The following is a 17,853-nucleotide window of genomic DNA, read 5'->3' as shown; positions in this document are numbered from 1 at the left end:
GCAGGAGTCGGGAAGTGACGTCTTCCCTGGAGAGATCGGAAAAAAGGCCGAGTAAGCCTCAGCAAGAGCCCTGGTGCCCGACCGGCCAGGGAAGCGCTGAACGCCCGAAGGCCAGGAATCTCCATCCATAGCCCCTGGCTTGGGTGGAGAGGTTTAATGAGTCATCGTTGTGCTACAATGGATTCCATAAACCTGCAGAGAGGCGGACTAGCTATGATGAAGTGGTGTGCCTACTGCCAGCATTATATCGGCGAGAAACCGCCCTACACTAACTTTGAAGTGACTCACGGGATTTGCGATGACTGCTGTGCCTTACGGCGGCACAAGGATCTCGCCCATATCAGCATGATTCGGCCTATTGTGGAGTTTTACAAAGACCTGAGAGATAAAGCGCAAAGCGGGACGTTCATTGATCTCGAAGGCACCATCTCTCGATCCAAAGAGCTCGGTATTCGTCCATTGGACATGGCGATTGGCATTTTGCAGCCCTCGTTGAACGAAATCGGCAAACTCTTCGCTGCAGGCACAGTCACCATTGCCCATGAACATGCATTCACGAATAGCGTCGATCGAATGATATCCCAGCTCTTTGCGTTAACGCCGGCCATGAAAATATGTCAGGCAAACCCTCCCTTGGTGGTCTTAAGCTGTGTCGATGGAAATTACCATTGGCTAGGTCTACGGCTCCTTGAACTTGCCCTGCTTGGAGAAGGGGTGTCCACTCGCGTCTTCATTCCCTCGCTTCCTGGCAACGAAATTATCGCTCAGACGATCCACCTGCAGCCGAAAGTGCTCGGCCTTTCCATCTGTAGCCCGACTCAAATCCCTGAGGTGGAGGTGATAGGCCATGAAATAAGAGCCACCTTCAGCGCTCCCGCTCTGCCCCAGATCGCCGTGGGTGGGTATGGAGTCCACGCATTTTTAGATGCAAAAGGAACAGAGCAGCACGAGGAGAAAGGTCTCGCCTACTTTCGTCAGAGCCTCGATTTTGTCGCTTTTATTAGGAAAACCCTGCAGGGACAAAATGCCCCGAATGGGGCGCAGCCTTAGTTGCTTAATTGGTCGAATTGTTCCGTCGTTCTTCCATCGAAATGCTCTTCCTGCTTTTCTGCATCGTCTTTGGTCACGTGGACCGTCCCTTCACGATGCTCAGGTGGACCGTAGAGCGTATAAAGGCGCAAGGGTTGATCGCCCCGATTGATGACATTATGCATGGCACCGGCGGGCACGATCATCGCGTCATCGGCCTTCACCTCGGACCTATGACCATCGATCATAATTTCACCGTAACCTTGTTCAACACGAAAAAACTGATCCCGATCATCGTGTTTTTCTTCTCCGATATCCTCTCCCGGCTGCAGCGTCATCAAAACCAGCTGAAGGTTTTTGCCAGTGTAGAGAACTTTCCGAAAGTTCGAATTTTCCAGGGTCAGTTGTTCGATGTCTGCGACAAATCCTTGCATGGGAACCTCCTATTTGATGAAAACAGCAAGCATTGACCTTGTACACGATTTCCAGAGCCGGAGACAGCGGAACAGGCCATGAATCGAAACTCATCAGAGCACGTATTCACGACGCAGTAGTTTTCCCAGCGCCATGAACGCGATAGGGCTCATAGAGGTTCATTCGAAAGGGGACCAATAGGCCTGGGGACGCCGCCGCTCCACCAGACCTTCACCCGCGTAAGCGACGCGAAGGAGATCCGCTTCAGCCCACCAGCGTGCTGCAAATTGAATGCCGACCGGCAATCCTTGACTTGTGTAGCCCGCCGGAAAGCTGATCCCCGGATTGCCTGTCAGATTAAAAAGCTGGACAAAACGCATCAGCCGTCCCATCAGAACGGTATCCAACACATCACCATGAACCTCTTGAACGCTGATAGGTGGAGCCGTCGTGGCACAAACGGGCGAGGCAATGAAATCAACGTTTTTAAAAATGGCCTCGAGGTGATTCATGGTGCGCTGCCGAACCCGTTGCGCTTGAATATAATCCGAGGCTGAGACTTCAGAACCCAGCGACAACGCAAAGCGGGTGGTCGGCGTGAGTTCAGCGCGATGGCTCGACAGATAGGGCTTCATATAGCTGAACATCTCGGCGGCGATGGTGCAGAAGTGTGCCACCCGAGCTTCTTCCAATTCAGGAATTTCGATTTCAACGAGCTTCAACCCTCGCTTCTGCAACCCCATCAGCACATCATGACAAACAGCAACCACATCAGGATCTGCATGTTCAAACCAGGGAGAATAGATCCCTGCTGTCAGGCCGGACAGGTCGTCCACCTGCGAGATCTGACGAAGGGACGGCGGAGGCTGCAGGCGGGTCATGCTGTCCAAGGGATCAGCACCGGCGATGATCTGATAGGCCAAAGCACAGTCCCGGACATTGTCAGCGATCGGACCAGGCTGGCAAAGTGAAACAGTGGATGGAAACGATCCATACGAAGAGACACGAAAAAAAGTGGGTTTAAGCCCCACGACACCACAGAGCGAGGATGGAATACGCACACTTCCTCCGCCGTCAGCTCCAATCGCGATGGGTACTAGTCCAGCCGCCACCGCAGCCGCTGAACCGCTACTGGAACCTCCGGTGTGGCGTTTTTTATCAAACGGATTGCGCGCCACACCCTGATGAACGTTGGCACCTGTGACGCCAATGCCGATCTCATGCATGTTGGTCACGCCGACGATCAAGGCTCCTGCCTGGCGCAGGCGGGAGACGAGAGTGGCTTCGGGATGACCTGCGGGCACCTGCAAAAACGAAGTGCCGGCTCGTGATGTGTGATCATCCACAAAGAACTCGGACTTGATGGCAACGGGAATACCGTCAAGGCTCGATAAGGGTTGGCCCTGCTCATACCGTCGACTGCTGGCGCGCGCCTCCGTTCGCAATCGTTCTGCCTGGACTTCGATGATGGCACGCAAAGGTTCCGGCCCTTCGTTACTCGCCTGTATATTACGAAGGACGGATTCGGCCACATCACTGGGTGTGCGCGCGCGGGATTGATAGCGATCCAGAAAATCCTGGACAGCTGGCCCAGGATGGATGTCTTCGGTTTGTTCCGATTGCTTTTTCATTTCAAGATCGAACATCGCCTGGGGAGGAAAAGGCAGGAGACTGGGCGTTTCAGCCAACGCTTGACCTCTCAGCAGGTCCATATGGTTGAGCTTCATAATGGATTTGCGCGCGAGTTGGCTGGTTTCCAGCAGCTTCACAAACATGTGCAGGGCGCCTCCTGCAAGCACAGGAGACGGTATGTCGGCCATCCGATAGTGAGGGGCCGTCTTGCGGCTATCCTGGGGCTGAAGCATGATTCATGTCCTTAAACTGCTCCTTCCAAAGCCGGATAGGTGAGAAGGAGGATGTGAAAGAGGTTCAACAAAAAATGCGTGATCATACTGGCTTCGATACTTTCGGTCTTCTGATACACCCAACCGTAGCCCAGGCCAGCGACGGTGGAGAGGATTACATAGAGTGTTCCACCCGCAAAATGAGCCAGACCGAAAAGGAGCGACGCGGCAAACAGCGCGACAACCTTCCCATACCGCACGTGCTGCAAAATTTCGGTTAAATATTTTTGAATGAAGCCACGAAAAAATCCTTCTTCAGCCAGGCATACTAAAAAAAGGTTGGCCGCTGCCCAGATCGGCAAAATCTCGGGAACCTTGGGATCAATGCGGACAAATTGGAACACGAGCGAGAGGAACGCCGTTCCGAGAATGATCGGCACAGCACGTGGCAGTGTACTGCGCAGCATAGGGATCCATGCCTCGCGCGTTCTTATGAGCTGATGCAGTTCACCCAAAATAAAAAGACCAACGAGGGTTTTGTCAAAATTCAGATATAAAGTGAAAGGTATGCCGTCAGCACTGATCCGGGCGCTATCAATGACCTTTAAATTGTAAAACCCTGGAAAAAGGTGAGCACTCAAGCCCAGACTTAAAATCACCAAAGCCCCTCCTGCCAGGGCCCGCATCCATAGCGGGAGATGCTTCCGCCTGAGGATCTGCGTGGTGAACGCCAGCAGGATGATGGGCACGAGGGCATAGAGCGTCACATGACGCGCAATAAAACCCAGAATCACCGTGAAAGCGAAGGGAAGATACCAGATGGGAACATTCTTGAAGCGAGGCAGCCAGAGCGAAAGAATGGTCAGGAAAAGGCAGGCGTAAAACATAACGGACGTGATGGCTGCGTTGGCAAAATACATGAAAATCCTCGACTTCGGGAAAAGACCCGACCTTTGAGTTAGTTTCAAAGGCTGAGGATTTCAAGCATTTTCCGAAAATTCGAGGCGTGAGCCTCACCCGTCACGTCATGTGTACACCTGGACTCGCGCAGAGCAGGTCCGCAACCAGCACCTGACGTTCCATAAAACGTTGCAGACTTCGGGCCTGCATACGAAGACTTTTACCATGCTGCTTGTCATACTCCATGGCCTGGACCATAGCGGCGACGATGGCCCCACGTTCGCCAAGGATCGCATAGACCTGCTGCTTAATCTGAGCATCACATTCATACAGCAGCAAAGCCACCTGCTGATCATCACAGGTCCTGAGCGCCAGCAGAAGATTTTGATCCCGTCGCTCCACCAATCGACCGAAGCCAGCATGACGGTGATAGCATTCACCAAGAACCAGCATCATGAGATCAGTATTAAGCCCTGTATCCAGGGTCAGATCCGCGAAATAGCTATCGACGACCTGCAAGGTTTCGCGGTCGGTGCTGAGCTGTTCTCGGAGATGATCGGCATCCACCTGCAACGTGGCCCGCACGCGGCGCACGAGTTGATCATGCGTCGTGGCTTCCTTGGTTCCCGATTGAAACCAGCCGGGATGAAGATCCTGACGCGCACGAAGCCAACCGGCCCGTTCCTTATCCAGGAGTTCGGCGAGCGCCCGACGCCGGGGACGAGTCATGTGTTGGGCCACGCTTTGCCATTCACGTCGTGTCATCAGGTGAATAAACAGCGGCGCGGAGGCCAGCTGACTGCACTGACCGAGTTCACGGGCCAGATCGAGCAAAATACGCAGGGCCGCGCGCTGGGCGTCCCGGGGCGCGAGGGCTGCCACAGGCACATCGGTGAGTTTAAGCAGCTGGTCGGTATTCAAAGCGCTCAGCATGGATTCACGATTCCTGCTGTCGAGCCAACCCAGAAATTGCAAAAGGGCTTCGCGATCGTGCTCCCAATAGTGCTGGACGCGCCGCGCGGCACGCTCCCGATCGAGTTGAGTCAAGAGCCGCCAGACTTCACGACCGCGCTCACTGAAATCCTGCAGGACCCGAGGCGCCACGAGAATGGACCAGCTCGGCTGATTTTCCAGTGAAGGTACGGGCGCCGGGGTGACTTTCTTCCGCGTCCGCAGCAGCTGAGCGAGAATCTGCATTATAAACAGACCACCCACGCAGGCCAGGAGAATGGCAAACACTGCATTACTGGATTGAATCAGCGACGAGCGCAGCTGAGGCTCAGGTGCTGGAAACAGGGGCGGATGAAAGGGCCTTGCGCCTAACACCAGGGGCGGTTCCAAAGCCAGAATGGAACCCTGAGCCGCCGGTTTCTCGGGCAGCTTTTTCACCCGCTTGAATTCCAATTTTTGGCGAGGCTCTTCCACCATCAAATAGCGGCCGATCAGATCCTCGACCCGCTTTCTGGTCTCGCGACTCAAAGTGGAATCAAACTTCACCACAAACTTCACGGAGCCCATATCCGGATGCTGCATGAGATCACGGGTGGCCCCCATCCGCAGATCGCCTTCCTCGAGGGGCCTGGTGGGATGCCAGTCCATACGCCAGAGGAGTTTATGCCAACGGAAATACAAAGCATCCGCTATGAACGAATGACCGCACTTCGTTTGCACCTGGATCTGGGGCGCGGGATCGGGCAGATGCATGCGGGCATACGACTCGACCCGTCTTTGCAGCTCGGATTGCCAATCCAGGCAGCCGGCCGCGCTGAGCCGCATCCATGCGACCTCGCCGAGTCCCAGGCCGATAATCAGCGTGATGATGACGATAATGGAGCCAAGTGTTCTTCGCATAAGTCCCTGCCCCCGGTGCCTGTCGGCAAAAGCGGTTTCCCTTCTATCATATTGCTGCTATATGAAGGGTCAAAAGGGTAGAACTTGCCCAGGCAGGAGTGCAGCATGCTCGAACATATCGTTCTTTTTCGCTTTAAACCGGAAACCACAGCTTATACCAAACAGAAGATTGTCGAAGATCTTCTGGCCCTCAAAGGCAAGGTTCCCAGCATCATCGACATCAGCGCCGGTCCTAATTTCTCAGACCGAAACCAGGGATACGAATACGGATTGGTCGTGCGTTTTGCAGATCGCCAAGGTCTCGACAGCTACCAGGTTCACCCGGATCATCAGCACATCGTTCATGATCTGATCCGTCCCTCACTGGCCGATATTTTAGCTGTGGATTACGAGTTTCCCAACTAAGCCCGGCTCAAGTTGTCAGGCCGGATGCCGATCCCTATCAGGACGCAGCCCTAGCACCAGGAGATCGGCCTTGTCCGGTAAGAACAAAATACTGAAGCCTGGCGAATTACTGTTCAAAGTTGGTGAACAGTCGGATGGCATGTATTTGATCCGCAAAGGTCAAATCCTCGTCTACCTCGACAAGGGTGGAACGGAAATTCCATTGGCCACCATTGGTGCCGGTTCCATGCTTGGTGAGATGGCGCTGTTTGATAAAAAGCCCCGTTCGGCTTCGGCTCGTGCTGTCGACGAAGTGGAAGTCACCAAGATATCCAATGATGAATTCAATAAGATCATGACCCAGATTCCCAAGTGGTTCGTCACCCTGATGTCCACCCTGTCGTCACGTCTGCGTGATACCAACGAACGTCTGCAGGATATCGAAGCCAAATATAAAGGCAATTTGAATCCCATTGAAGAGCTGATCAAGACAGCCCATGTCTTGCAACTGCTCTACTTCAAAATGGGCGTCAAGGAAGTCAAAAGCTGGGCCATCGAACGCGAGCCGGCCGAGGGGGAAGTGGCTCAGATCCTGAACAAGGATAAAGCCAAGGTCACACCTATCATTGATGCGATCGTGTCAGGCGGACTGGTGACCATCACCAAGAACTCCTATAAAAAAGATATGCTCACGATTCATAACCGGGGTGACCTGGAACGCTTCATCGATTTCTCAAGCCGCATTCGCAAGAAAAATACCGCGATGAAATTTCTGCCTCAGGAATTCGTCGATATTCTCGATCTGCTGACCCGGCAGGCCAAGGCCACGGCTTATGATACCTTTTCCATCGATCTGAAAATGCTGGAAGAAGAGGGCAAAAAGAAAGGCTTTGTGGTCGATAAGTGGGCGGAATGCGCTTTGCTTCTGGCCGACGTTGATGATGCCATCATCGTCACGAAGAGCAAGGACATCAACTTCAAGATCCAGAAGAAACTGGTTGAAGTCGTGCTGCAGCATGCCAGGATTTTGAGGGCCATCTCGCGATCCGAAGAGAAAAAACAGAGCGGAAAAGCTGCCTGATCATTCCAATAATCGCCTTCGATCCTGCAAGAGCCTCAGAAGGTCGGCCGTCGATCGGCTGATCACCACCTCCCCACTTTGATTCTCCAAAACATCAGCGATGGTTTGCCAATGCAGGGCGGATCCAAAGACTGGGTCGCGGGACGCACATGCTGCCTGGAATCGCAGAACCTCGGCCATCACTTTCTTATTCTCACCCTGACAGCGTAAATTCAAAAGATAAGCCAGAGACCTTGCATCCGTCTGCTCCAAGGTTTCGTAATCAAGTCCCGAGAGCTGCTCCAAAATCAAAACCATCTCGGCCGCAAGATTGTCCTGCTGGTCGAACACAGCCAGGTGCAATCGATCCAGGAGCTGCCCCAGAATACGTTGAAAGAATTCCTGGATCTGTTTAATGAGAAAATCCTGCGGAACCATGGGACTCTCCTGCTCTTTTTTGAAGAGTGGGTCGCGTTCTTTCTCTGTCAAGCCCTTGCCCGACTTCCTTCGCCTTGGTACCCTGGGGCCTTCTTCAACCGGCAGAGGGTATATATGCAGCAGTTTATTGGCATCCTGGGAATTTTCGTGATCATCGGCATCTGCTGGCTGCTCTCGGAAAATCGACGCCGGATAGCCTGGCGAACCGTGATCTTAGGTGTGGTTCTCCAGTTTATGTTTGCATTTCTGCTCCTCGGCATCCCGGTCCTGGGCTTCCACAGCCCGGCCTATGTAATCTTTGAGGCCGCCAATAATGCCATCCTGGCCGTTGTGGGCTATTCGGATCAAGGCGCCGCGTTCCTCTTTGGTGATCTCGGCAACAGCGATAAATATGGTTTTATCTTTGCGTTCCGCGTCCTGCCCACCATCCTGTTTTTCTCCGCACTGATGGGTGTGCTCTATCACCTGGGCATTATGCAGCGTGTGGTCTATGGCCTTGCGGTCGTCATGCACAAGACGCTCAAGGTGAGTGGGGCGGAATCCCTGGCCGCAGCCGCTGAAATTTTTCTGGGGCAGACGGAATCGCCCCTGATGATTCGACCGTATATGGCCGGGCTCACCCGCTCCGAACTGATGGCCCTGATGACAGGCGGTATGGCCACCGTTGCAGGGGCTGTGCTGGCGGCTTATGTGGGACTGCTTTCCCCTCTTATTCCCAACATCGCCGGTCACCTTCTGGCGGCCAGTATCATGGCGGCTCCGGCAGCGCTTGTTCTGGCCAAGCTTTTAGTGCCGGAAACCGAAATACCGGAAACCATGGGCAAGGTCGTGCTGCAAACAGAAAAAACTGCTGTCAATGTCATCGACGCGGCTGCTCATGGCGCCAGCGAAGGCACCAAACTCGCGTTGAATGTTGGGGGTATGCTCATCGCTTTCGTTTCCCTCGTGGCGCTTTTCAATGGACTCTTCACCGGTCTCAGTTCCATGCTGGGGCTTGATCAACTGCTGGGCCATCCCGTGACTTTGGAGTGGTTGCTCGGCTGGCTGTTTGCACCCTTGGCCTGGGTCATTGGCATTCCCGCCCATGAATGTCTGATGGTCGGACAGCTTTTGGGGAAAAAACTGGTCCTCAATGAATTCGTCGCCTACCTCGATCTTGCCAAAATGGGCGACAGCCTGTCGGATCGTTCACGCGTGATCATCTCCTACGCGCTCTGCGGTTTTGCCAATTTCAGTTCCATTGCGATTCAATTGGGTGGGACCGGCAGCCTGGTTCCGGAACGTCGTCCGGATATTGCTCGATTCGGAATGAAAGCCTTGCTCGCGGGGACGCTGGCCACGTGCATGACCGCTGCGATCGTAGGCCTTCTCATCTGATTACGGGTTTGAAGCACGTCATCGCCGAAGGTGAGACCGACCAGGGACCGTCCATTCGATTAGGCCCACAGCTGCGTACTTTGCAGCACAGGCTGGAGCTTGGTTTGTGCTGCGTCATCGCGAAAAACCCTAGATCTTTCGCGGCATGTGTCCTGGTGTCCGAGTTGCAAAGGAAAAACCAGGCTGTCCAAGCCTCATGCACCTCAGGGAGATACCACATGAGCCACAAATTTTTCACCTGGACCTTCGGCCTTATCTTTGCTTCTCCCGCTCTTGCTTATTCTGGAGCGCAACACATCGATCTGCCCAACTGTGGCGGTCACGCCATGGTCTATCGCAATGCACATCAGACCGTCATCAAAATCGAAGACGTAAGGGAATGCAGTAACCTCACCGTCAATGGTCAACGCTACAAGATGCAACCTCAATCCCATGATCGACATGCCTATGTTTATACCTGGCGGCCCACTCTGTATCGGGATCAGCTGACGCTTCGTGTGCATTCCAATAGCTCACGCACCGAAGATTATGTTCACCTGCATGCCGATGAACATGAAAATTACGGCGGCAAGCGTCGACCCCACTGGGATCGTCCCGTGACATGGAAACCCCATCACCAGGCCCCGGTTGTCACCGTACGCGAAGACGATCTGATTTATTTGGATGAAGCCCGCAACTCGTCCGTTCTTCCCGCCTGTGGAGGCCGGGTTCGCGTGGAGCTGGAGCGTCAACGACTCCTGGTCCGACTCGAAGGTCCCAACACCTGCGACCGCGTTCGCCTGACAGTTTTTAATCAACAGCCTCTCGTGATGGAAAGCGTGCGACGCTACGATCGCGGCAGCCAGGTCTGGAGTTTCCGTTTACCCGAACGCTCCGTACGTCCGGGCCGCAATAGCCTCACGCTGGCTGTCCAAAACAGTCATCACGATCGTGCCGACTATGTCCGCTATTACTTCTCGGATCAGCGTTGGTTTTTCGCCAGTGGCGGCCGCTAATCCCCTGCGCATTTGACTTACGCAGGCCTGGTCAGCGAAAAAAACTAGCCGTCAAACTGGAAAACCTCTTGGCAGAAGCCCTCCACGGTTGAATACTGGGACGTATTTTGCATCGCCCCACGATTCAGCCCATCGGTGGGGCGTCAATGAACTTTGCTAAGAGAAATCATCATGTTCAAAAAACACTTCAAATTTCTTCTGCTCGCAGCCTTGGCGAATCCAGGCTGCGCAACCCTGGTCATCCGCCTGTCGCCCTCAGACTGTGACATCCCGGCCGTAGCGGTTCCGGATGGTGAGATCCCCACCCCAGCCGCCGTTGCCAAGGATGCGTTCTGCGCGAAGCAAATGATGGACCGTGAAGCCCCGCAGGGCGCTGTTACCATTTTTGGCAGCGCGCGCACCCCGGAAAATCAAGCGGCCTATCAGATCACCCGCGAATTTGCCTTCAAATGGAGTCAAAAATATGGCCAGCAGTTTCCCATCCTCACAGGTGGGGGTCGCGGCATTATGGAAGCTGGCAATCGCGGGGCTTCTGAAGCGAAAGCCAAAAGCCTGGGCATCAGCACCTGGTTCACAGGTGGCCTGGAACGCCCGAATACTTACACCACCAGTGGCTACATGGCCGCAAGCTTTTCCCAACGTGAAACCGATTTAGTTGACTATGCCGCTGCGGTGGTTATAGCTCCGGGTGGCTTCGGCACAGAATGGGAAATCTTCGAATCCCTTTCGAAGATCCAGACCAAAAAGAAAAAGCCTGCCCCAGTGGTCTTCCTGGGCGGTAAAAAAACCTGGAGCACCTTGCTTCGCCGCGTGGAGGATATGAAAGCCATCGGCACAATCAGCGCCGAAGACGATGAGCTCCTGTATGTCGCTGAGACCACAGATGACGCCGTGAATTTTATCGCCAAAGCACTGAAGATCGGGAATCGGAGTTGATCAGCTGACAGCTCAAAAGGGGGGATCTGATGAGCGAGACAACAATCACACCGATCACAGATAAGGCCACGATCGATGCCCAATATCGATACTGGCGCGTGCGGGTGATGTACGGAATGATGGGTGGGTATGCGCTGTATTATTTCGTGCGCAAGAATATTTCCATGGCCAGCAAAGCTATTACGGATGAATTTGGGTTCACCAATACCCAGTGGGGTATAGTCCTCAGCGTTGCCACCATTGTTTATGCCTTTTCCAAGTTTTTCAGCGGTATACTGGCCGATCGGGTGAACCCCAAATATTTGATGAGCATAGGCCTTCTGGCTTCGGCGATCGTCAACATCTTCTTCGGCTTTGGCAACGGTCTGACTTTTTTTATCGTCGTCTGGGCGATTAACAATCTGTTTCAAGGCGCAGGCATGCCGCCATGCTCCCGGCTGCTCACCACCTGGTTTGCACCCAAGGAATTGGGTTCGGCCTGGGGTATCTGGAATGCTTCGCACCAGATCGGTGGCGCTGTCATCGTGGTCTGGGCCGGTTATCTGGTCGCGCATCAGGGTTGGCGGGCTGCGTTCTGGATACCAGGGGCCTTGAGTCTGGTCGGTGCGTTCTGGCTTTTCAATCGCCTCACCAGCTCTCCTGAAGCCATGGGGCTGCCACCGGTGGAAGTTTATAAAGGTGAATCCGCCGTCCCGGCGAAAAAAGATGCAGGCCCCTTCTGGGCTATCTTCCGAAAATATATTCTGGGCAACAAATGGGTCTGGATCGTCAGCATTGCCAACTTTTTCGTTTACATTGTTCGGATTGGAATTATGGACTGGGCGCCCAAGTATCTGCAGGAAGCCAAAGGCTTTGACATTAAGCAGGCAAGCTACGCTCTGTCGGGCTTTGAAATTGCCGGGATCTTTGGCGCCATCGCTTCAGGCTGGATTTCGGACAAGATTTTTAAAGGTCGCCGTGGGCCCGTCTCGGTCTTTTTTATGCTACTCCTGATCGTTGGTGTGGGAATCCTCTTCTATGTCCCATCCGGTCAACTCTGGATGATGGCGGGCATTTTCATAGCCCTCGGCTTTTTGGTTTATGGTCCCCAGCTCCTTGTGGCTGTAGCGGCCGCTGATTTCGCGACCAAGCAGGCAGCCTCCAGTGCCGTGGGCCTCACAGGACTGCTGGGTTATATGGGAGCCTCGGTGTGTGGTATCACCACAGGGGCCTTGGTCGACCGCTACGGATGGAATGCGGCGATTGTGTTTTACTTTATTTCAGCGATTGCCGGTTGTCTTCTGCTGGCCTTGACCTGGTTCAAGAGCGCTCATAACGCGACCCCGGATTCAGTCCACACGTAGTCCCATGGTATTCTCAAGGCCCGGTATGGGCCTTTTGAATCCGGTGGGTAAGGCCTTGGTTTCGATCAGCTTCAGGATGAGCTTAATCAGACTCGTCATCGAATCACACTGCAGAAAACTTCGACTTTCATAATAGTCCGCCAACTGGGAGCGCAGGCCGAGGATATTCTCGTGCGGCGCCAGCGTGCTGCCTTCCAAAGCTGTAAAAAGCCCTTCCAGCCGCAGAATCTCCGAGCGGGTTCGCCGGAAGAACTGGGCCCGCTCCTCCTGTTGGTATTGATGCACGGATTCGATCGGCAAATGATCCACGACCAGTTTCACATATGGAAAATTCTGTTTAAAAAACTGCGGCAGGTAAACCTTGAGCGAGGGTTCAAAACACTGCTGGTCGAAATCAATGGAGCGGATGCGATAAAAATTCTGCTCAAAGTCCATGGTGATATCGATCACAAAATTAGCCGCATGCATATCACCGAGAAGACGCAGCACACAGCGCTCGTTGAACTTGACAAATTCCTTGGCCAACCGCACCTGGCTGGCTCCATCCTGGTCCAGTTTCTTTTCCAGGAAGACATCACCGGGAATGCCGTAGATATGCTCTTCAATCAGCGTGTCACCGGAATAAAGATAGGAAATGCGGTTTGGTGAAAGCAGATGCTCCAGCTCCAGACCGAAGATCCGGGACATGTCGGCTTTCTTGATATAAAAATAATCAAAGTTATCGTTCAAGCGATTGATGACGCGGACCCGAAATGGGGAGGTGTTGGCGTAAAGACAAAGGTCTATGCGATCGACTTCGAGATGCCGCACATGGAGTCCCGAACCCGGCGCCCGCAAATGGGAGTAAATCTCGAGCAGGGCATCATGCAAAGGGCGCCGTACGGCAGGAGCGTAGCAAAGCGTGGACCAGAGCGTATCCTGGCCCTGCGCATCATAAAGCGGCAAGGCCTCGACATAATCGTGAAGTTCGTCGTAGCAGATGGGGAGTTTAATGCCTCGATCATACTGCCGAAGGTAGCGAGAAAATGGCAATGTGACTGAGTAACTCAGCTTACGTTTCTCGATCAACTTCATGGACACCTCAGGGCACAGAGTCTTCAAGGCATCTGCGCAGGAAAGTCCGCATTTGTCAAGTCCGATGCCCGGCCGCAGCGCCTCGAGACCGCACTTCTGTTTCAAAATTGTGATTTTCTGGAAAATCTGGGAGAATCAAGTCTCGCAAAATCAGCCGGAGAGCCGCAAGGATGAGTGACGATCTCTTATCCGTCGAAGATATGCGCCTGATTCGAGTCGAATGGCGCGCCGAAGCCGAGGATCGCATCAAGGTCGCGATCGCCATCATCCACCGCCTGGAATCCGAGGCCATCGATACCCATCATCTCAAAGAACTGATGCGCGCTTTCCATTCCTTGAAAGGCACCGCGTCGATGGTGGGCTTTCGCGATGTTGCCGAATTCGTACATCAGCTGGAAGATTACTGTGAAATGTTTCGAGGCAAGCAGGCGGCACCGCTTCACCTTCTTTCCAGCTCCCTGCTGGAAAAAATTCTGGTTCATCTTCAAGGCATCATAGCCCGCACGGATGCCGATCACGATCCCTATGTCGGTGCATCGAACATTCCTGGGGAGCTGCAGGCCGCGAAAGAACATCTGGCTGAGGCCAGGCATTCTTGGGTGATGGAAGCCGCGGCTCCGGTTCGAAGTCCTGCCTCCATCGCATGGCCGGCGCCAGCGAACCGCGAAGAGGATCCACCGCCAGAGATTTGTGTCAGCTGCCCTTTCATTAAAAACCAGAATTCCTCGTACCTTCGTCCGAAGCTCGGCGCTGCTGAACTGGAAAATAAACTGACGTTGCTCCACAAGTTCAACATCGAACCGTGTATTCTGATTGTGGACAATGAAACAGGACTCGCGCAGATTGTCGGCAATCTGATTCAAGTAATCCTTCCACGAGCACGATGGGTGGAAGCCGACAGCGGAACCAAGGCGCTCAATCTCTTAACGTCCGTCATGGGTGACCAGATCGATCTGGTCATGATCGATTCCGAGCTGCTCGATGGGAATGATTTCTCTGTACTGCGAGCCCTACATGAGCTTAAAAGTCGGAGTGAGATTTTTGCAAATAGTATGATCATGACAGTTCAAAAACGCGCAGGCTCTGACGGGAAAGAGGCGCTCCAGCTGGGTGTTCGAGAGTTTTTGATCAAGCCATTTGGGGTGGAAGAGCTGCTCCCCTGTCTCATCGGACCGATCCGTGAGGCAATGACGAGCCGACTTCTGGTCAGTATAGTTTCTTATAGTCAGCGGGCCTATCTTGCCCTGAATCGACTGCAGCGCGAAGTTGATCCGCAGCTCCAAACCGGTATCCAGCGCGAAATCCACAACCTTGCTTCGCTCTTGGCCAGAGCTCAGAAAAATCTTCAGGATGCGCAAATGTTGCCCTACGCGTGAAATCTTTTTCATAAAAAATTTCTGCACAAACCATCTCAAAAGCCTATATAGGAATGAAATCAAATTTTCGCAGAGAGAATGCCTTGCCGAAACGCATTATTTTCTGTAGGAAAAAACCTACCCTGGCATCTTGCCTAAGGAGGGGAATACTCCATGGTACAGTCCGATGAATTGCAGAATTTTTGTGCAGACCATATGGTACAGTTTTACAAAAATCCGGAGTATCTTTCTGAATCCGTTGGCGAATATATCAGACTCGGTCTTGCGAAAGGCGATGGAATCTTTGTCCTTGCGACTCAGGATCATTGGGACTCGTTAAAACGAACGCTGCTGGAAAAAGATCCCGTTACGGAAAACTATCTTACCGAACAGCAGTTGGTTTTTATCGATGCTCATCAAGCCTTGCGACAGATTCTGCATCATGGACGTCCCAATAAAGAAGCCTTTATAAATTTCATTGGCAACACGGTCGGCCGCATGCACGCTTATGCCAATATTCGAGCCTATGGAGAGCTTGTGGATGTCCTTTGCGCCGCGGGAAAAATCGATGAAGCGATTCAGCTTGAACAATATTGGAATGAAGTTCTGCAAGCGGAACCACGCTTGAGCTTGATGTGCGGATACAGCGCCGATCATGTGGGCGAGCATGTGTCTCACATCAGTCAGGTCCATTCCCATGTGCTGTGCGTGGAAAATATTACCAAGCTGGATGATGAAGAGGCCTTGTACCGCCGCATTGCAATTTTGGAACAGCGTTATGCCGCTTTAAAACATGATTTTCATGAGCGGGACCGGGTTGAAAGCGAACTGCTGACCATCAAAAAGCAGTTGATGCAGGCCGGCAAGCTCAGCATCCTGGGCGAATTGTGTGCAGGCATTGGCCATGAACTCAACAATCCCCTCGCCATCATTTTAGGCTGCATTAAACATTCCAAGGAACTCGTCGCCCGTACGCCCGAGCCGATAGGACCATCCCTTCGCGAGATACTCAAGCGGCTGGATTACATTGATGACGCCTCAACGCGTATGACAAAAATTGTGCGCAATGTCCTCATGTTTGCCAGGCAACAGGCTCACTCCTTGAATTCATTTGATCTGAAGAACACCGTACAGGACGCCATCGAGTTCATGCAGCCCAGTCTGCGGTTGGAGCAGATTCAGATGCAACTCATTCTGCCCACCACCGAACTCTACTCCCTCGGTGACACCGACGCCATCCTCCAGGCTTTTGTGAATATTATGTCCAATGCGCGTGATGCGCTGGCGGGCATGGGGCCGACGTCAGGGCGCATGCTGATCGTTTCCGCCCAAAAGACCCAGGATCATAAGATTGAAATCGCTTTCCGGGATACAGGCATAGGCATGGATGAGCAGACGCTCGGCAAAGTCTTCTATCCTTTCTTTACAACCAAAGGGATTGGCAAAGGCACAGGGATGGGATTGGCGATTGCCCATGGCATCATCACCCAACACAATGGCCAGATCATCTGTGACTCCAAGCCCGGGCAAGGCACTGTGGTGCGAGCGATCCTGCCTGAGCTCGCTGAATCGTCGACAGCTCGGCGAGCCTGAGTTGGGGATTCAAAGGGTGCGGGTACTCACCACGATGTAACCTGCGTCTTCAATTTCCGCAGCCAGTAATTTGGGATCCTGAACACTTTCAACCTTGATGGTTTGACTCGCAAGGTCCGCCACGACCTTGGCGCTCTGGTCGAGGTTGTTCAGAGTTTTCGTTATGGTTTGAATGCAATGACCGCAGCTCATGCCTTCCACTTTGAATTCGTACATCAGTCGATCCTCCTTGTTTCATATTCCTAGCCAGAATCAGCCCCCCCACCGTGGGAAGGTCAAGCAAAAATTGTGTCGCGCGAAAGGCAAATCCGACCGCCTGAGCACTGTCGCAAGTTCTGACACGCGTCTCATCGAATTGCTTTGTCAATTTAATCCGTTACAGCCCAAAGGTCTGGCCTGCTTCATGCGCTTATGGCGTAGAACGATGACGATTTTACGCACGAGGCTCCCCATGACACGTTATCTGCTGCTCGCACTCCTGGCTGTTGGTCCTGCTTCCTGCCACGTTCCGGAAACCAGTCGTATATCCTCCAATGTGGAGCCTATCCTGGTTGAGACCACGAGTTCCATTGTGAATACCACCTACAATACATGGGAAAAAGACAGGCGTTGGGAGGCCACGATGGGTCCACTGAATCCGCAAAAGGGCGGCATCGTCTGCGATCAGGTGGATGCAAAATTTCGCACGAGTGAATACGCGCTGTGGTTTGTGGCTCCGAGTGATGTCATTGCAGAATTGGGTTTGAAACGTTGCGGCCCCAACCCTCACGGTGGCGAGCCATCCTGTGTTGAAAACTGGCAGCTTTGTGGCCGCAAACTTAAAGTGCAGTGCAAAGTGGGTTCGCGCTGGTGTGCCACGCCGGGTCAGCCCTCGCTGCGGAGTGATTTCAGTGCAGATCGCAGGCCAGTGAATAACTATGTGCCGGATTATTATGTTCAGGAGACCCGGAGTGTTCTAGGCGCAGCACCTGCAACTCCCGAATCGATCGTGCTGTATATCACAGATTTCTGTCCGGCAGCCCATTCATCCAACCAGGTATCAGGGCATTGTCAAAAGCCGCAACTCGATCTTTCCACCGCAGCCTTTCTGCTTTTGAGCCAGCAGAATGCTCAGGGCTATTAAACCTCTCCACCCAAGCCAGGGGCTATGGATGGAGATTCCTGGCCTTCAGGCGTTCAGCGCTTCCCTGGCCGGTCGGGCACCAGGGCTCTTGCTGAGGCTTACTCGGCCTTTTTCCCGATCTCTCCAGGGAAGACGTC

At 53.3% G+C, this 17,853-nt stretch carries 17 protein-coding genes; 10 read left to right on the top strand and 7 right to left on the bottom strand.

Going from position 1 to position 17,853, the window contains the following annotated elements:
• The first annotated feature begins 213 nt into the window (after positions 1 to 213).
• A complete protein-coding gene (locus VE954_RS10310; protein ID WP_324952343.1) occupies positions 214 to 1,050 on the top strand; it encodes a B12-binding domain-containing protein in 837 nt (278 codons plus the stop codon).
• Here the strand turns inward: VE954_RS10310 and VE954_RS10305 are convergent.
• From VE954_RS10305 to VE954_RS10290, 4 genes are all read right to left on the bottom strand, one after another.
• Positions 1,047 to 1,463: a cupin domain-containing protein gene (locus tag VE954_RS10305; protein ID WP_324952341.1), complete on the bottom strand. Its 417-nt coding sequence runs from the start codon at positions 1,461 to 1,463 to the stop codon at positions 1,047 to 1,049. The two genes, VE954_RS10310 and VE954_RS10305, sit on opposite strands and share 4 nt — an antisense overlap.
• 159 nt (positions 1,464 to 1,622) lie before the next feature.
• The gene (locus VE954_RS10300) at positions 1,623 to 3,308 is read right to left on the bottom strand and encodes an amidase (RefSeq protein ID WP_324952339.1); all 1,686 of its coding nucleotides are present in this window, start codon (positions 3,306 to 3,308) and stop codon (positions 1,623 to 1,625) included.
• A gap of 11 nt (positions 3,309 to 3,319) precedes the next feature.
• Positions 3,320 to 4,207 carry a CPBP family intramembrane glutamic endopeptidase gene (locus VE954_RS10295; RefSeq protein ID WP_324952337.1) on the bottom strand — a complete coding sequence of 296 codons (888 nt, stop codon included), beginning with the start codon at positions 4,205 to 4,207 and terminating at the stop codon, positions 3,320 to 3,322.
• A 100-nt stretch (positions 4,208 to 4,307) separates the two neighbouring features.
• Complete coding sequence (locus tag VE954_RS10290; protein ID WP_324952336.1) at positions 4,308 to 6,038, bottom strand: hypothetical protein; 1,731 nt, start codon at positions 6,036 to 6,038, stop codon at positions 4,308 to 4,310.
• A gap of 105 nt (positions 6,039 to 6,143) precedes the next feature.
• Here VE954_RS10290 and VE954_RS10285 point away from each other — a divergent pair, with 105 nt between their 5' ends.
• Both VE954_RS10285 and VE954_RS10280 read left to right on the top strand, forming a co-directional pair.
• Positions 6,144 to 6,443: a Dabb family protein gene (locus tag VE954_RS10285; protein ID WP_324952334.1), complete on the top strand. Its 300-nt coding sequence runs from the start codon at positions 6,144 to 6,146 to the stop codon at positions 6,441 to 6,443.
• Between the two features lie 70 nt (positions 6,444 to 6,513).
• The gene (locus tag VE954_RS10280) at positions 6,514 to 7,503 is read left to right on the top strand and encodes a Crp/Fnr family transcriptional regulator (RefSeq protein ID WP_324952332.1); all 990 of its coding nucleotides are present in this window, start codon (positions 6,514 to 6,516) and stop codon (positions 7,501 to 7,503) included.
• Here the strand turns inward: VE954_RS10280 and VE954_RS10275 are convergent, their stop codons facing one another.
• Positions 7,504 to 7,920: a hypothetical protein gene (locus VE954_RS10275; RefSeq protein ID WP_324952330.1), complete on the bottom strand. Its 417-nt coding sequence runs from the start codon at positions 7,918 to 7,920 to the stop codon at positions 7,504 to 7,506.
• 114 nt (positions 7,921 to 8,034) lie between these two features.
• Between VE954_RS10275 and VE954_RS10270 the strand changes: the two genes are divergently transcribed.
• The 4 genes from VE954_RS10270 (at position 8,035) to VE954_RS10255 (ending at position 12,571) form a co-directional block, all read left to right on the top strand.
• Positions 8,035 to 9,297, top strand: coding sequence for a NupC/NupG family nucleoside CNT transporter (locus tag VE954_RS10270; RefSeq protein ID WP_324952328.1), 1,263 nt, complete (start codon positions 8,035 to 8,037; stop codon positions 9,295 to 9,297).
• A 218-nt stretch (positions 9,298 to 9,515) separates the two neighbouring features.
• Entirely contained in the window at positions 9,516 to 10,292 is a 777-nt protein-coding gene (locus VE954_RS10265; RefSeq protein WP_324952326.1) for a hypothetical protein, read from the top strand.
• Positions 10,293 to 10,463: 171 nt separating this feature from the next.
• Positions 10,464 to 11,228 carry an LOG family protein gene (locus VE954_RS10260; RefSeq protein ID WP_324952324.1) on the top strand — a complete coding sequence of 255 codons (765 nt, stop codon included), beginning with the start codon at positions 10,464 to 10,466 and terminating at the stop codon, positions 11,226 to 11,228.
• A 29-nt stretch (positions 11,229 to 11,257) separates the two neighbouring features.
• On the top strand, positions 11,258 to 12,571 hold the full coding sequence (locus VE954_RS10255) for an MFS transporter (protein ID WP_324952322.1): 1,314 nt from the start codon (positions 11,258 to 11,260) through the stop codon (positions 12,569 to 12,571).
• On the opposite strand, the gene VE954_RS10250 is transcribed toward VE954_RS10255, so the two are convergent.
• On the bottom strand, positions 12,557 to 13,645 hold the full coding sequence (locus VE954_RS10250; protein ID WP_324952320.1) for a hypothetical protein: 1,089 nt from the start codon (positions 13,643 to 13,645) through the stop codon (positions 12,557 to 12,559). The two genes, VE954_RS10255 and VE954_RS10250, sit on opposite strands and share 15 nt — an antisense overlap.
• 170 nt (positions 13,646 to 13,815) lie before the next feature.
• On the opposite strand from VE954_RS10250, the gene VE954_RS10245 reads away from it, so the two are divergent.
• Both VE954_RS10245 and VE954_RS10240 read left to right on the top strand, forming a co-directional pair.
• Complete coding sequence (locus VE954_RS10245) at positions 13,816 to 15,021, top strand: Hpt domain-containing protein (RefSeq protein ID WP_324952318.1); 1,206 nt, start codon at positions 13,816 to 13,818, stop codon at positions 15,019 to 15,021.
• A 153-nt stretch (positions 15,022 to 15,174) separates the two neighbouring features.
• Positions 15,175 to 16,593: an MEDS domain-containing protein gene (locus VE954_RS10240; RefSeq protein WP_324952317.1), complete on the top strand. Its 1,419-nt coding sequence runs from the start codon at positions 15,175 to 15,177 to the stop codon at positions 16,591 to 16,593.
• Between the two features lie 9 nt (positions 16,594 to 16,602).
• Here the strand turns inward: VE954_RS10240 and VE954_RS10235 are convergent, their stop codons facing one another.
• Positions 16,603 to 16,809, bottom strand: coding sequence for a heavy-metal-associated domain-containing protein (locus VE954_RS10235; protein ID WP_324952315.1), 207 nt, complete (start codon positions 16,807 to 16,809; stop codon positions 16,603 to 16,605).
• A 235-nt stretch (positions 16,810 to 17,044) separates the two neighbouring features.
• On the opposite strand from VE954_RS10235, the gene VE954_RS10230 reads away from it, so the two are divergent.
• Positions 17,045 to 17,716 (top strand): hypothetical protein, encoded by a 672-nt coding sequence (locus tag VE954_RS10230; RefSeq protein ID WP_324952313.1) that lies wholly within the window; start codon positions 17,045 to 17,047, stop codon positions 17,714 to 17,716.
• Positions 17,717 to 17,853: the final 137 nt, after the last annotated feature.

It is taken from the genome of Oligoflexus sp., from assembly GCF_035638955.1.
Lineage (GTDB): Bacteria > Bdellovibrionota_B > Oligoflexia > Oligoflexales > Oligoflexaceae > Oligoflexus.
Note: the sequence above shows the minus strand (reverse complement) of the source record. Positions and strands in the feature narration are given on the sequence as shown.